This is a genomic window from Bacillus sp. KNSH39, assembly GCF_052656585.1.
The window spans coordinates 3,950,001-3,965,277 of record NZ_JBQXYO010000001.1 but is presented as its reverse complement, the minus strand read 5'-3'; the positions used below and the strand labels follow the sequence as shown (position 1 = coordinate 3,965,277).

General features: G+C 38.3%; 12 protein-coding genes, 2 rRNA genes and 1 other annotated feature (1 of these 15 running past the window's edge). All 14 genes read right to left on the bottom strand.

Annotation, left to right across the window (positions count from 1 at the left end; translation table 11 throughout):
- Entirely contained in the window at positions 1-1,398 is a 1,398-nt protein-coding gene (cysS, locus tag ACUL40_RS20240; RefSeq protein WP_000152276.1) for a cysteine--tRNA ligase, read from the bottom strand.
- The gene (gene cysE / locus ACUL40_RS20235) at positions 1,379-2,044 is read right to left on the bottom strand and encodes a serine O-acetyltransferase (RefSeq protein ID WP_000476497.1); all 666 of its coding nucleotides are present in this window, start codon (positions 2,042-2,044) and stop codon (positions 1,379-1,381) included. Before cysE ends, cysS begins: the two co-directional genes overlap by 20 nt.
- A gap of 150 nt (positions 2,045-2,194) precedes the next feature.
- Positions 2,195-2,441: a binding site (T-box leader), on the bottom strand.
- 47 nt (positions 2,442-2,488) lie between these two features.
- A complete protein-coding gene (gene gltX / locus ACUL40_RS20230; protein ID WP_000415143.1) occupies positions 2,489-3,946 on the bottom strand; it encodes a glutamate--tRNA ligase in 1,458 nt (485 codons plus the stop codon).
- Between the two features lie 89 nt (positions 3,947-4,035).
- Positions 4,036-4,512: a 2-C-methyl-D-erythritol 2,4-cyclodiphosphate synthase gene (gene ispF / locus ACUL40_RS20225; protein WP_000488386.1), complete on the bottom strand. Its 477-nt coding sequence runs from the start codon at positions 4,510-4,512 to the stop codon at positions 4,036-4,038.
- Positions 4,513-4,628: 116 nt separating this feature from the next.
- Entirely contained in the window at positions 4,629-5,309 is a 681-nt protein-coding gene (ispD, locus tag ACUL40_RS20220) for a 2-C-methyl-D-erythritol 4-phosphate cytidylyltransferase (protein ID WP_445423112.1), read from the bottom strand.
- Positions 5,310-5,325: 16 nt separating this feature from the next.
- Positions 5,326-6,435, bottom strand: a complete 1,110-nt coding sequence (locus ACUL40_RS20215) for a PIN/TRAM domain-containing protein (protein WP_000919677.1) — start codon at positions 6,433-6,435, stop codon at positions 5,326-5,328.
- Between the two features lie 160 nt (positions 6,436-6,595).
- Positions 6,596-7,669, bottom strand: a complete 1,074-nt coding sequence (disA, locus tag ACUL40_RS20210) for a DNA integrity scanning diadenylate cyclase DisA (RefSeq protein WP_000392163.1) — start codon at positions 7,667-7,669, stop codon at positions 6,596-6,598.
- 3 nt (positions 7,670-7,672) lie between these two features.
- On the bottom strand, positions 7,673-9,049 hold the full coding sequence (gene radA / locus ACUL40_RS20205) for a DNA repair protein RadA (protein WP_001085202.1): 1,377 nt from the start codon (positions 9,047-9,049) through the stop codon (positions 7,673-7,675).
- 95 nt (positions 9,050-9,144) lie between these two features.
- Positions 9,145-11,580, bottom strand: coding sequence for an ATP-dependent protease ATP-binding subunit ClpC (gene clpC, locus ACUL40_RS20200; protein ID WP_000971183.1), 2,436 nt, complete (start codon positions 11,578-11,580; stop codon positions 9,145-9,147).
- Positions 11,581-11,602: 22 nt separating this feature from the next.
- Entirely contained in the window at positions 11,603-12,667 is a 1,065-nt protein-coding gene (locus ACUL40_RS20195) for a protein arginine kinase (RefSeq protein ID WP_000050842.1), read from the bottom strand.
- 4 nt (positions 12,668-12,671) lie between these two features.
- A complete protein-coding gene (locus tag ACUL40_RS20190; RefSeq protein ID WP_000128399.1) occupies positions 12,672-13,220 on the bottom strand; it encodes a UvrB/UvrC motif-containing protein in 549 nt (182 codons plus the stop codon).
- A gap of 170 nt (positions 13,221-13,390) precedes the next feature.
- On the bottom strand, positions 13,391-13,852 hold the full coding sequence (ctsR, locus tag ACUL40_RS20185) for a transcriptional regulator CtsR (RefSeq protein ID WP_001244565.1): 462 nt from the start codon (positions 13,850-13,852) through the stop codon (positions 13,391-13,393).
- A 208-nt stretch (positions 13,853-14,060) separates the two neighbouring features.
- Positions 14,061-14,176 (bottom strand): 5S ribosomal RNA (gene rrf, locus ACUL40_RS20180).
- Between the two features lie 49 nt (positions 14,177-14,225).
- Positions 14,226-15,277 (bottom strand): 23S ribosomal RNA (locus ACUL40_RS20175) (it continues 1,870 nt past the right edge of the window).

Sequence of the window (15,277 nt, the reverse complement as noted above, 5' to 3'; positions counted from 1 at the left end):
TTATCCTCTTTTCCATCTTGTACCTTGAGCGGTATCTTCTAAAATAATATTACGTTCTTTTAAATCGTCACGAATTTGATCAGACAATGCAAAATCACGATTTTTACGAGCTTCAATGCGCTTTTGGATAAGCTCTTCAATTTCTTCATCCAGTAATTCTTCTTTTGATAATTCTAATCCTAAAATATCAAATAACGTTTCCAGTTGTTTTACGTATGCTTCAATCACAACTTTAGATGTATGCTCTTCAAGTAAATATTGATTTGCATGATTTGCTACGTTGTATAATTCGGTAATTGCATTTGCAGTGTTAAAGTCATCATTCATTGCCTCTTCAAATGCAGTCTGGAATTTCTCTATTTCAGCTAACCATTTCTCATTATGATCCGTTAAATCCGTACTACTCTCCATACGATGCTTTAAGTTTCCATAAGCTGTTTTAATTCTTTCCAGTCCATTATTCGTACTTTGTAATAACTCTTCACTAAAGTTAATCGGGTGACGATAGTGTACTGATAACATAAAGAATCTAATTAACTGCGGGTCGTATTGCTTAATAATATCGTGAACTAAAATAAAGTTACCAAGCGATTTAGACATCTTCTCATTATTAATATTAATATATCCATTATGCATCCAGTAACGTGCAAACGTTTTTCCAGTCAATGCCTCTGACTGCGCAATTTCATTTTCATGATGTGGGAAAGCCAAGTCTTGACCACCAGCATGAATGTCAATTGTATCCCCTAAGTACTTACGCGCCATTGCTGAGCATTCAATATGCCATCCTGGACGTCCTTGCCCCCAAGGGCTTTCCCAGAAGATTTCTCCTTCTTTCGCAGCTTTCCATAAAGCAAAATCAAGAGGGTCTTGTTTCTTTTCCCCTACCTCAATACGAGCACCGTGACGTAAATCTGCGATTGGTTGATGTGATAATTTACCGTAACCTTCGAATTCCTTCGTCTTAAAGTACACATCACCCTCTGATTCATATGCATACCCTTTATTCACAAGTTCTTGAATAAATTCAATAATGATATCCATATTTTCTGTTACACGAGGATGAACTGTTGCGTGTTTGCAACCTAGTGCTGTTACATCTTCAAAGTACGCTTCAACAAAACGATCAGCAATTGTCGGTACATCTTCACCTAATTCATTTGCCGCTTTAATTAATTTATCATCTACATCCGTAAAGTTAGATACATATTGCACATCGTATCCTTTGTATTCTAAATAACGACGCACTGTATCGAATACCATAGGAGGCCTTGCATTCCCAATATGAATGTAGTTATAAACTGTAGGTCCGCATACATACATCTTTACCTTATTTTCTTCTAATGGAACAAACTCTTCTTTTTGACGTGTTAACGTATTATAAATGTGAATAGTCATTTTTATCCTTCCTTTCTACCTTTAATTCCAATTGTTTCTTCAATTTATCAAGTTCTACTTCCATAGCCTTTAATTTATCAAAAATCGGATCCGGAAGGTCAGAGTGATTTAATTCTTGACCAATCTTTACTCCATTTTGAATAACGACACGGCCAGGTATACCTACAACTGTAGAATGTGCAGGAACTTCTTTTAATACGACAGACCCTGCTCCGATTTTAGAATTCTCTCCCACAGTAATAGAACCAAGAACTTTAGCACCCGTCGCAATTAATACATTATCCTGAATTGTTGGATGCCTCTTTCCTTTTTCTTTTCCTGTACCACCTAATGTAACCCCTTGATAAATCGTTACATTATCACCAATTTCACAAGTTTCTCCGATTACAACTCCCATTCCATGATCTATGAAAAAACGTCGACCAATTGTTGCTCCTGGATGGATCTCAATGCCAGTAAAAAAGCGGCTCACTTGTGAAACAAAACGTGCAAGAAAGAAAAAATTTCTTTTATAAAAAGCATGTGCAATTCGATGGGCCCAAACTGCATGTAATCCAGAGTAAGTTAAAATGACTTCGAAATAACCTCTTGCCGCTGGATCCTGTTCAAAAACGACTTCAATATCTTCCCGAAGCCTCTTAAACATCGGTGTTCCCTCCCCTTTATGGGCTGCTTTTTTGTCGAGCGAACTAACTCCCCTAACTCATCACTTCTCCCCTAATTCTTTATATAAGGAGATAAATTCTATATTCATACCTATTTACACGGTATAAAAAAAAGGCGTCTCTGTCATATTGACAGAGACGCCTTTTAAGCGCGGTTCCACTCTGTTTAGGCTTAAAAAAGCCTCAAACTCATCCATGATAACGGTGTAAACCGCTTCTGCTTACTTTGCGGCCTAAGACATCCCACGAAGCAATTCGCTGTTCAGCAGAAGACTCGAAGGGGCATTTCAAAAATCCGCTTATAAACCACTCCCAGCCTAAAGGTGGTTCTCTCTGTAAAAAGCCTGATTTTCTACTTCTCCTTCTCGTCGCTTTTCCTTATTAGGTTTTAGGTATACTTATTATATTTCTAAACCTAGAAAATGTTAACCAATTACTTTTTGAAGACGATTTAAAACTTTTTCTTTTCCAAGAAGTGCAATAGCATTCGGAAGCTCTGGACCATGCGTTTGTCCTGTAGTTGCAACACGGATTGGCATAAATAAATTTTTACCTTTATGTCCTGTTTCCTTTTGAACTGCTTTAATCGCTGCCTTAATTGCTGCTGGCTCCATTGCTTCTAGAGCTTCTATTTGACCAGCAAATGCCCGAAGTACTTCAGGTACTTGTTCACCATTTAATACTTCTTGTCCTTCTTCTTCATAATCAACATGATCTTTAAAGAACATTTCAGAAAGCTCTACAATTTCAGCTCCAAAACTCATTTGTTCATGGTATAAAGCAATTACATCACGAATCCAAGCTTGGTCTTGTTCGCTTAAAGTTTCTCCCACACGTCCAGCTTTCACTAAATGCGGTAAGCTTAACTCTACAACCGTATCTAAATCTTGCTTTTTCATATACTGGTTGTTCATCCATTTTAGTTTTTGAGAATCAAATAATGCAGGTGATTTTGATAAACGAGCTGCATCGAACATTTTGATAAACTCATCTTTAGAGAAGATTTCTTCTTCTCCTACCGGAGACCAACCTAGTAGTGCAATAAAGTTAAAGATTGCTTCTGGAAGATACCCAAGCTCTTTATATTGCTCAATAAATTGAATAATAGATTCATCACGCTTACTTAACTTTTTACGACTTTCATTAACAATTAGAGTCATATGACCGAATTGTGGAATATCCCAGCCGAAAGCTTCATAAATCATCATTTGTTTCGGTGTATTTGAAATATGATCATCACCACGAAGTACATGTGTAATTTCCATTAGATGATCATCTACTGCTACTGCAAAGTTATAAGTTGGAATTCCATCCTTTTTCACAATAACAAAATCACCGAAATCATTTGAATGAAACGCAACTTCATCTTTTACAATATCTTTGAATGTGTAGTCACGATCAGCTGGTACACGGAAACGAATACTTGGAATACGTCCCTCAGCTTCAAATTCTTTCACTTGTTCTTCAGTTAATTCACGGTGGTTACCTGCGTAACGAGGTGTTTCACCGCGAGCGATTTGTCCTTCACGCTCTGCTTCTAGCTCTTCTTCTGTCATATAACATTTATAAGCTAGACCACGCTCTAATAAATCTTCATATAATTTTTTATAAATATCTAAACGCTCTGTTTGGCGATATGGTCCAAATTCACCACCAACATCAACACCTTCATCCCAGTCCATACCGAGCCATTTCAAGTATTTTAATTGGCTTTCTTCTCCACCAGCCACGTTACGTTTTACATCAGTATCTTCAATACGAATAATAAATTTGCCATCTAAATGACGAGCAAATAAATAATTAAATAATGCCGTACGCGCATTTCCGATATGTAAGTGTCCTGTTGGACTTGGCGCGTAGCGCACTCTCACTTGCTTTTCCATAATTGGTACACCTTCCATTCTTAATGTCAACACATTCTATAATTGTACACCAAAAAAATGTGATTATCCATCTTACGAATTAAAAACCATTATTTTTTCTGTAATAAAACAACCGCTTGAGAAGCAATCCCTTCTTCTCTACCTGTAAATCCTAATTTTTCTGTTGTTGTTGCCTTTACATTAATGTTATCGATAGACGTTTCTAACAGTTCACTAATGCGCTTACGCATACTCTCAATATGTGGTGCCATTTTTGGTTTTTGAGCAATAATTGTACAATCTAAATTTCCTAACTCGTAACCTTGTTCACGCACAAATTCCCAAACTTTTTGTAACAATACAGCTGAATCTGCATCTTTAAAAGCTGGGTCTGTATCAGGAAAATGCTTTCCGATATCTCCTGCTGCAATCGCACCTAAACATGCATCAGCAATCGTATGTAACAATACATCTGCATCTGAATGGCCGATTAATCCTTTCTCGTGTGGAATTGTAATTCCACCGATAATCAACGGGCGCCCTTCCGCAAATTCATGTACATCAAAACCTTGTCCAATTCGAAACATCCTTACTTCCTCCTTAAGCTAAACTACTGAGCTTTATGACTCTATATTATATCGCTATCCTTATAAAGAAAAGCCCGGCTGTTGCCGAGCTTTTCTTTATTAACACGTCATCAATGTTATTTCTTTTGAACACGTAGGAAACTTTCAGCAATTAATAGATCTTCCGGAGTCGTCACTTTAATATTATAGTAACTCCCCTCTACTACACCTACTCGCTTCCCAACACGTTCTACAAGACTTGCATCATCTGTGCCAAGAAAACAACTTTGCTTTGCGCTTCTATGAGCTTCTAGCAAAAGAGAAACAGAGAATCCTTGTGGTGTTTGTACAGCGTTAAGTTGAGATCGCTCTACCGTTTCTACAACAACACCCTGCTCTACTTTCTTAACAGTATCTTTTACTGGCACTGCACAAATGGAAGCTCCATATTTTTCTGCTGCAGTTAATACATCGCGAATCACTTTATTCGTTACGAACGGGCGCGCCCCGTCATGCACAAGAACATATTCGACACCACTCGCATACTGAAGTGCGTTATAGACGCTATCTTGTCTTTCGGCTCCACCCTGAATGAATTGTACGTGCTTTTCAATCTGGTACTTCTGCATTAACTCTTCAAAATACGGGCGTTCTTCTTCGTTAATTGCCATAATAATACTTTTGCACGCTTTATCTTTTTCAAAAGCACGCAATGTGTGCACAATAATTGGTACTTCATCTATAAGTAAAAATAACTTATTTTTACCAGCACCCATTCGTTTTCCTTGGCCCGCTGCCGGAATAATTAATGTATACATATTAATAATCCTCTACTTATAATGCTTTTTCTAGCAATTTACGTTTTGCGAAAATCATACGACCAGCCGATGTTTGTAATACGCTAGTAACAAGTACGTCAAGTTGTGAACCCACATACTCTCTACCATCTTCTACTACAATCATCGTACCATCATCTAAGTATGCAACACCTTGATTTTGTTCTTTACCATCTTTCACAACATAAACACTTAATTCTTCACCAGGGAGTACGACTGGTTTAATCGCATTAGCTAAATCATTAATGTTTAACACCGTAACCCCTTGTAATTCAGAAACTTTGTTTAAATTGAAATCGTTTGTTACTACAGTTCCACCAGTGATTTTTGCCAACTTTACAAGCTTGCTATCTACTTCTTGGATATCATCGAAATCGCCTTCATAAATTTCTACCGGAATTGGCATCTCCTTTTGAATACGATTTAAAATGTCTAGCCCTCTGCGGCCACGATTACGCTTTAAAGCATCTGAAGAATCGGCAATATGCTGAAGCTCTTCTAATACGAATTGCGGAATGACAATTGTTCCTTCTAAAAACTTTGTTTGGCAAATATCTGCAATACGTCCGTCAATAATTACACTCGTATCGAGAATTTTCCAATGAGTCGTAGATTTTTCTGCTTCGACCTCTACCTCTTCATTCTCACTATTGTTTTTCTTCTTACCTCCGCGTTGGGGTAATGTAAATAATCCTAGCAATTCATTCCTCTTTTTAAATCCTACTTGGAATCCTAAATATCCAAGTAAAAGGGTGAAGAACACTTGCAACACCGTACTAATAACTGGAATTGTAAATTCACGAATTGGTATCAAAATTAAATATGCAACAATAAGACCAGAGATTAATCCTAATGTACCAAATAAAACATCTGCTACAGGCGCCTTTACCAGAGCCTCTTCAATATGCTTAATAAGTTGAACAATATAATCTACAAGCCAAAATGTTGTTAAAAATAAAATAATTGCACCAATAATTGCACGAACATACGATCCTTCCAACAAAGGAACCGCACCGATATCTAATACATTAATAATTTTTGGGATTAAGTAAATCCCTAACGCTCCCCCGATCACTAAAAAGAAGAGCTGTACAATCCGTTTTAACATCCAACCACCTCCTACTCATTATTAACCATTGTTTCGCTAATCAAAACGCCGAATGCAAAAGCGGACGTGTTTTTTTGTAAATAGTTTTATTTACCAATATATCATATCATATACCAAAAATGTTCTAGTGTCGTTATATTATAGAATCAATGTAATATTCTTAATTGTGTCTACTCATATAGAGATGCTCTTGAATTCTTTTTAGACCTTCTCGTATTTTCTTCGCTCTCACTTCTCCAATTCCTTCCACATCATCCAATTCATTAATAGTTGCTCGGCAAACACCTTGCAATGTTTTAAATCGATTAATTAAATTCTCGATAATAAGTGGCGGAACACGAGAAATCTTGCTTGTGATTCGGTACCCTCTAGGTGTCACACTTTCTTCTAAACTTGTTTGTCCTGGATAGCCAAGCAATTTAACTAAATCACTATCCTCTAAAAGTTGTGTATTTGCAAGATCTTGTAACTTTTTCAAGATTTGATGATGGTCTTGTGTTTTCTCCTGGTGATAATCTTTAATTAACAATGCTGCCTCTGCCTCTAAATCAGCTAGTAATTCTGTAAGCTGTAAACGAATTAACCTACCTTCTGTTCCTAACTCATGAATATAGCTCAATATTTCATTTTTAATACGCAGCACCATTTCAACACTATGTAAAACGTGAACCACCTCGGACATTGTAACGACCTCTTCAAATTCTAGAATACCCAAATTCGTAATGCCGTCATTCCATACAGCCTTATATTTTTCTAGCGTTTGAATTGCTTGATTTGCCTTCGTTAAAATGACACCTATATCTTTTAATGTATAACGTAAGTTCCCTTGATATAGCGTAATTACATTACGTCTTTGTGAAATGGCCACAACAAGGCTGCCCGTCTGCTTTGCTACACGCTCTGCTGTTCGGTGACGCATACCTGTTTCAATAGAATCAATAGATGAATCTGGAACTAACTGTGCGTTTGCAATTAAAATTTTACTTCCAGTTTCATTTAAAATAAGTGCTCCATCCATTTTTGCTAATTCATATAAACTAGCAGGAGAGAATGCGCAATTAATATGAAAACCACCATCAACAATGCTTTTAATCTGCTCATTATACCCAAGAACAATTAGTCCCCCCGTTTGTGCGCGAAGTACATTATCTATCCCTTCGCGCAGTGGTGTTCCTGGGGCCACGAGCTGTAAAATGTTAATCATACTTTTGACACGTTGCTTATTTTCTTCCATAGCCTAGCCTCCTAATGTCAAACGAAGCGCTTCTCCCAAATTAGAAACACCTACAACCTCAATCCCCTCTGGAATTGTCCATCCCCCTAAATTTTTTCTAGGAATGATAGCACGTTGAAATCCTAATTTAGCTGCTTCTTGTACACGTTGTTCAATTCTTGATACTCTTCTTATTTCTCCAGTTAATCCAACTTCTCCTATTACCGCATCAGTTGGTGCCGTAGATTTATCTCTAAAACTTGAAGCTATACTTAAGGCGACAGCTAAATCAATTGCCGGTTCGTCTAATTTCAAACCACCAGCTACTTTTAAATACGCATCTTGATTTTGTAATAGTAAACCTGTTCTTTTCTCTAGTACCGCCATAATAAGCGAGACACGATTATGATCAATTCCTGTCGCCATTCTTCGAGGATTTCCAAAACTAGTAGGGGAAATTAATGCCTGTATTTCTACTAAAACTGGTCTTGTTCCTTCCATTGAGGCAACTACTGTTGAACCTGCAACTCCAACTGGTCTTTCCTCAAGGAAAATTTCAGAAGGATTTAAGACTTCTGCAAGGCCAAGTTCTTTCATTTCAAAGATACCCATTTCATTCGTAGAACCAAAACGATTCTTTACAGCTCGTAAAATACGATATGTATGGTGTCGATCTCCTTCAAAGTAAAGAACTGCATCGACCATATGTTCTAGCATACGCGGTCCCGCAATTGCACCTTCTTTTGTCACATGTCCTACGATGAAAATTGGGATTCCCTTTGTTTTTGCAAGTTTCATTAATTCTGCTGTACATTCACGTACTTGCGCCACACTACCAGGAGCTGATGTCACCTCAGGTAAATGTATCGTTTGAATAGAATCAATAACAACAAAAGCAGGATTCATCTCTTCAATATGTGCTGCAATACGCTGTAAATCTGTCTCTGATACAACAAATAGATTACTACCATTTACATGTAAACGATCTGCACGAAGTTTAATCTGCTTTGCTGACTCCTCACCTGATATATACAATACATCATATGAAGCATCTGCTAATTGCGAGGAAATCTGTAATAATAACGTTGATTTTCCAATCCCAGGGTCCCCACCAATAAGTACTAAAGATCCATCTACAATTCCGCCACCTAGTACACGGTTAAACTCTTGAAATTTTGTTTCAATACGTGCCTCAGACTTTGTTTCTACTTCTGTAAGACGTCTTGGTTTTGTTACTTCTGTTTGAATTGCATTTGCATAATTTAGGCGTCTGGATGATACAACGGGTTCCATCTCTTCAACAAGCGAATTCCATTGACCACACCCTGGACATTTACCCATATATTTTGGTGATTGATAACCACACTCTTGACATGTGAATTTTGTTTTCTTTTTAGCCATATCTTTTTATATTTCACTTCGCTTTCATCTATAAACATTTGACCTTCTCGTACAAGAAAGAGGGCTATCTCGTAGCCCTCTTAGTTTGTCTATACTTATTTTACCTTTTCAGCACTATGAATGACAAATGTTTCCCCTTCTACATCAAAGATAACTTTTTGACCTTTCTCAATAGCACCTTTTAAAAGTTCTTCCGATAGTCTATCTTCTACATGCTTCTGAATTGCTCTACGTAGTGGACGAGCACCATATTCACGATCAAATCCTTTATCAGCAATAGCTGCAATCGCTCCTTCTGTTAAGTGCAATTCAATTTCTTGTTCTTTTAAGCGATTCACTAACTGATTTACCATAAGAGTCACAATTTCTTGAATATGTTTTTTCTCAAGCATATGGAATACGATAATTTCATCAATACGGTTTAAGAATTCTGGACGAAATGCCTTTTTCAGCTCATCCATTACTTTACCTTTCATATCCGAATAATCACGGCTTTCATCTTGTACGTTAAATCCAAGATGTTTGTTACGTTTTAACGCCTCAGCACCAACGTTAGACGTCATAATAACAATCGTATTACGGAAATCAACTGTACGTCCTTTAGAATCAGTTAAACGACCATCTTCCAATACCTGTAGTAGAATATTAAATACATCAGGATGTGCCTTCTCTACTTCATCTAATAGGACAACTGAATAAGGCTTACGACGAACCTTCTCTGTTAATTGTCCGCCTTCTTCATACCCAACATATCCTGGAGGAGAACCAACTAAGCGAGAAGTTGAATGTTTCTCCATATACTCAGACATATCAATGCGAATCATTGCATCCTCATCACCGAACATAGATTCTGCCAATGCTCTTGCTAATTCTGTTTTACCTACACCTGTTGGCCCTAAGAAAATAAATGAACCAATTGGACGTTTCGGATCTTTCAATCCTGCTCTTGCACGACGAACAGCTTTCGCTACAGCCACTACAGCTTCATCCTGACCGATGACACGATCATGAAGAATGGATTCTAAGTTTAATAATTTATCAGTCTCTGTTTGTGCAAGTTTAGAAACAGGGATACGTGTCCATGTAGAAACGACATTTGCAATATCTTCTACCGTAACCTCTGAATTTTCTTTTCCTTGTTGCTCTTTCCACTGACGTTTTGTATCTTCCAATTTCTCACGTAAGCGTTGTTCCATATCACGTAAGGAAGCAGCCTTTTCAAACTCTTGACTTTGTACAGCCGCATCTTTTTCTTTTCGAATTTCCTCAAGCTTCACTTCAAGCTCTTTTAAGTTTGGTGGTGTTGTATAAGAACGCAAGCGAACTTTTGAAGCAGCTTCATCAATTAAATCAATTGCTTTATCCGGTAAGAAACGATCCGTAATATAACGATCAGAAAGTTTTACAGCTGCATCAATTGCATCATCTGTAATAGACACACGGTGATGCGCCTCATAACGATCGCGTAACCCTTTCAAGATTTGAGTTGATTCTTCTAGACTCGGCTCATCAACATGAATTGGCTGGAAACGTCTCTCTAAAGCTGCATCCTTTTCAATATATTTACGATACTCATCTAAAGTTGTCGCACCAATACATTGTAATTCTCCGCGTGCTAAAGATGGTTTTAAAATATTCGATGCATCGATTGCACCTTCTGCTCCACCTGCACCGATTAATGTATGAAGTTCATCAATAAATAGAATAATATTCCCTGCTTGACGTATTTCATCCATTACTTTCTTTAAACGATCTTCAAACTCACCACGATATTTCGTCCCAGCTACCACTGTCCCCATATCTAGTGTCATAACACGCTTATCTCTTAACGTTTCAGGAACTTCATTATTTACGATTTGCTGTGCTAACCCTTCAGCAATTGCTGTTTTACCTACACCAGGCTCTCCAATTAACACTGGATTGTTTTTTGTTCTACGGCTTAACACTTCAATTACACGTTGAATTTCTTTACTACGTCCAATAACAGGATCCAAACGATTCTCACGTGCAACAACTGTTAAGTCGCGCGCTAAACTGTCTAGTGTCGGTGTATTTGCATTTGTCGATGAACCACCTTGGTGACCTGAACTTGCTTCGTTACTTCCAAGAAGTTGTAACACTTGTTGTCTTGCTTTGTTGAGGCTTACACCTAAATTATTTAATACACGTGCCGCTACACCTTCACCTTCACGGATTAAGCCAAGTAAAATATGTTCTGTTCCAACGTAAGAATGTCCTAGCTTACGCGCTTCATCCATAGACAATTCAATAACTTTTTTAGCACGAGGTGTATAATGTACAGTTTGAGAAGCTTCTGTTCCACGTCCAATTAACGCTTCTACCTCTTTTTGCACTTTCTCCGGGCTCAATCCAAGAGCAATTAACGCTTTTGCTGCAATTCCTTCACCTTCGCGTACAAGCCCAAGTAAAATATGTTCTGTTCCAATGTTATTATGCCCAATGCGAATTGCTTCCTCTTGAGATAAAGCTAATACTTTCTGTGCTCTTTCTGTAAATCTTCCAAACATCATAGAAATCGCCTCCTACTTGCGCTTAGTTTTTTTCAATACGTAATCGCTCACGGATTAAGGTTGCTCTTCGATAATCTCTTTCTTCTGGTCCTAAAGGTCCTCCTGCATATTGTTGTAAAATACCAGGTTGCGTAAGAACCATTAGCTCAGTCAAAATATTTCTCGATATACCTTTTATATATCCTAGATCAATACCGAGTCGTACATCCGATAAGCAAGTTGCCGCTTCTGCAGATTGAATTAAACGACTGTTTGCTAGTATACCGTAAGAACGATAAACCTTATCTTCAAGCTCAATGCTCGAATTTTGTACAATTAATTCTCTGGCCAATTTTTCTTGTTGTATAATTTGCTGCATGACACTCTTTAAATCTGCAATAATATCTTCTTCGGATTTCCCTAACGTCATTTGATTTGATACTTGAAATATATTACCTAACGCTTCGCTACCTTCACCGTATATTCCTCTTACTACTAAACCTAATTTTTGAATTACTTGTATAATACGGCTAATTCTTTTTGTTAAAACCAGCCCTGGTAAATGAATCATTACAGAAGCTCTTAATCCTGTACCAACGTTAGTAGGACAACTCGTAATATATCCAAGTGATTCATCAAAAGCATATTCAACCTCTTTCTCAATCCAATTATCTATTTGATTGGCGCTTTGAAGAGCCTTTGATAACTGTAGTCCTGGAAATAGGCACTGAATCCTAATGTGGTCTTCCTCATTAAGCATCACACTAATGTGTTCGCTTTCTGATAACAGACATGCTCCATATTCGGTCCCTGCTAGATTTGGACTAATTAAATGCTTTTCGACTAAAACTCTCCTTTGAAGAGGAGTTAGTTCATTCATTTTTAATAGTCCAAACTTCCCAAAGGGCTCTACCGCTTTATTTATAAATTTCTTTTTAAATAATTCTTGAACCTTTTGAGCTTCCTCTTCGTTTTGCATAGTAGAAAATTGATATTGCTTAAAATTACGAGCCAAACGAATTCGACTACTTAAAACAATATCAGAATCAGGGCCATCCCCCTTCATCCATGGACTAATCGCTTCATTCATAATTTTGTCCAGTGACATAGAACTACTCCCCCTCTCTATGCTCACTAAGCTGAGTTTCAAGCCCTCGAATTTCATCTCTTACCTCAGCAGCTTTCTCAAACTCCTCATTCTGTACATATTGTTTCAGAATAAGTTTTAGTTCATCTAATTCTTTCTTTAAGTGGATATTTCCTTCCATTCGTTCCGGAATTTTTCCACAATGTTCTGTATGTCCACCATGAAGTCGCTTTAACAATGGGTTTAAGTGTCCTTTAAATGTATCGTAACAAGAAGCACAACCAAAGCGTCCCACTTTTGTAAAATGTTCATATGTCATCTTACAATCTGGACATCTTACTGTATTTGTATTTGAAAACCCGTTTTTTCCTTCTCCAAACATTGTTGATTCACCGTGTAATAAACCAGCAAATACATCATGAAATGAAAAGTTAGACTGTGATGATTGAAAGAAAGACGTATAGCCACTTTGCTCCGCACATTGCTCACAAAGATGAACTTCCGCCTTCTTCTCGTTGATTACTTTTGTATAATGTAAAGTTGCTGGTCTTATATTACAGTTTTGACAAGTCATCAATATCCCCACCTTTACAACAGGAACGATCTACCTCATGATACTTTTCATACATTACTAGATTGTCCTCTTTCCTTAATCCACTCAGATAAAAGTACATGCTCTTTTTCAAAACTTCTACAATATTTAACTGCCCTATCTTAATTATCATTCTTTTACAAAAGCTGTATTTATTTATATTTCAGTGTTCTTAACATTGCGCATAATATTCGAGCCCTAAGTTCATCTCGAGAAGGAATATCCATTGATAATACAGAACGATCTAGTACACTTAACATTAATTTTGCTTCACGGCCTGTTATGATTCCCTCTTCTAATAAACGTATAATCATACTCTCTGCATTCCCTTGTGCAACGCTATGATCAATCATATGAAGCATTTGATCAATAATGTCTATATCATCATGCAGTTTGACTTTTATAATGCGAATGTAACCTCCTCCACCACGTTTACTTTCTACTACAAATCCTCTTTCTAATGTAAAACGGGTATTGATTACATAATTGATTTGAGATGGTACGCACTCGAATCGATCCGCAATCTCATTTCTTTTGATTTCAATCACATTATTATTACTTAAGTCAATAACTTGCTTTAGATATTGCTCAATGATATCAGATATATTTCTCATTTATCCGCCACCTTTATTGACTTTGACTATCTTTGACTTTAATTATATACGTATTAATAAAATTTGCAACTCTTTTGCTTATTCACTATCCTAGCCACATTCCCCTGCATTTAATCAAAATAGTAATTATTTAAGCATATTTTTTTAATTACTATGGATTATAAAAGAAAACACGAAAAAACACGAGTCATTTGACTCGTGTTTAGTTGCTTGGCGACGTCCTACTCTCACAGGGACAAGGTCCCAACTACCATCGGCGCTAGAGAGCTTAACTTCCGTGTTCGGTATGGGAACGGGTGTGACCTCTCTGCCATCATCACCAAACTATGAAGGCATATTCCTTCAAAACTAGATAACATTTGCTACATATTATATGGTTAAGTCCTCGATCTATTAGTATTCGTCAGCTCCACATGTCACCATGCTTCCACCTCGAACCTATCAACCTGATCATCTTTCAGGGATCTTACTAGCTTACGCTATGGGAAATCTCATCTTGAGGGGGGCTTCATGCTTAGATGCTTTCAGCACTTATCCCTTCCGCACATAGCTACCCAGCTATGCCCTTGGCAGAACAACTGGTACACCAGCGGTGCGTCCATCCCGGTCCTCTCGTACTAAGGACAGCTCCTCTCAAATTTCCTACGCCCACGACGGATAGGGACCGAACTGTCTCACGACGTTCTGAACCCAGCTCGCGTACCGCTTTAATGGGCGAACAGCCCAACCCTTGGGACCGACTACAGCCCCAGGATGCGATGAGCCGACATCGAGGTGCCAAACCTCCCCGTCGATGTGGACTCTTGGGGGAGATAAGCCTGTTATCCCCGGGGTAGCTTTTATCCGTTGAGCGATGGCCCTTCCATGCGGAACCACCGGATCACTAAGCCCGACTTTCGTCCCTGCTCGACTTGTAGGTCTCGCAGTCAAGCTCCCTTATGCCTTTGCACTCTACGAATGATTTCCAACCATTCTGAGGGAACCTTTGGGCGCCTCCGTTACACTTTAGGAGGCGACCGCCCCAGTCAAACTGCCCACCTGACACTGTCTCCCGGGTCGATAAGACCCGTAGGTTAGAATTTCAATACAGTCAGGGCGGTATCCCACCAGCGCCTCCACCGAAGCTAGCGCTCCGGTTTCAATGGCTCCCGCCTATCCTGTACAAACTGTACCAAAATTCAATATCAGGCTACAGTAAAGCTCCACGGGGTCTTTCCGTCCTGTCGCGGGTAACCTGCATCTTCACAGGTACTATAATTTCACCGAGTCTCTGGTTGAGACAGTGCCCAAATCGTTACACCTTTCGTGCGGGTCGGAACTTACCCGACAAGGAATTTCGCTACCTTAGGACCGTTATAGTTACGGCCGCCGTTTACTGGGGCTTCAGTTCAGAGCTTCGCTTACGCTAACCCCTCTCCTTAACCT

Coding starts and splice junctions, on each gene's coding strand:
- cysS (WP_000152276.1), bottom strand. CDS start 1,398: ATGACTATTCACATTTATAATACGTTAACACGTCAAAAAGAAGAGTTT.
- cysE (WP_000476497.1), bottom strand. CDS start 2,044: ATGTTTAAGAGGCTTCGGGAAGATATTGAAGTCGTTTTTGAACAGGAT.
- gltX (WP_000415143.1), bottom strand. CDS start 3,946: ATGGAAAAGCAAGTGAGAGTGCGCTACGCGCCAAGTCCAACAGGACAC.
- ispF (WP_000488386.1), bottom strand. CDS start 4,512: ATGTTTCGAATTGGACAAGGTTTTGATGTACATGAATTTGCGGAAGGG.
- ispD (WP_445423112.1), bottom strand. CDS start 5,309: ATGTATACATTAATTATTCCGGCAGCGGGCCAAGGAAAACGAATGGGT.
- ACUL40_RS20215 (WP_000919677.1), bottom strand. CDS start 6,435: ATGTTAAAACGGATTGTACAGCTCTTCTTTTTAGTGATCGGGGGAGCG.
- disA (WP_000392163.1), bottom strand. CDS start 7,669: ATGGAAGAAAATAAGCAACGTGTCAAAAGTATGATTAACATTTTACAG.
- radA (WP_001085202.1), bottom strand. CDS start 9,049: ATGGCTAAAAAGAAAACAAAATTCACATGTCAAGAGTGTGGTTATCAA.
- clpC (WP_000971183.1), bottom strand. CDS start 11,580: ATGATGTTTGGAAGATTTACAGAAAGAGCACAGAAAGTATTAGCTTTA.
- ACUL40_RS20195 (WP_000050842.1), bottom strand. CDS start 12,667: ATGTCACTGGACAAAATTATGAATGAAGCGATTAGTCCATGGATGAAG.
- ACUL40_RS20190 (WP_000128399.1), bottom strand. CDS start 13,220: ATGACTTGTCAAAACTGTAATATAAGACCAGCAACTTTACATTATACA.
- ctsR (WP_001244565.1), bottom strand. CDS start 13,852: ATGAGAAATATATCTGATATCATTGAGCAATATCTAAAGCAAGTTATT.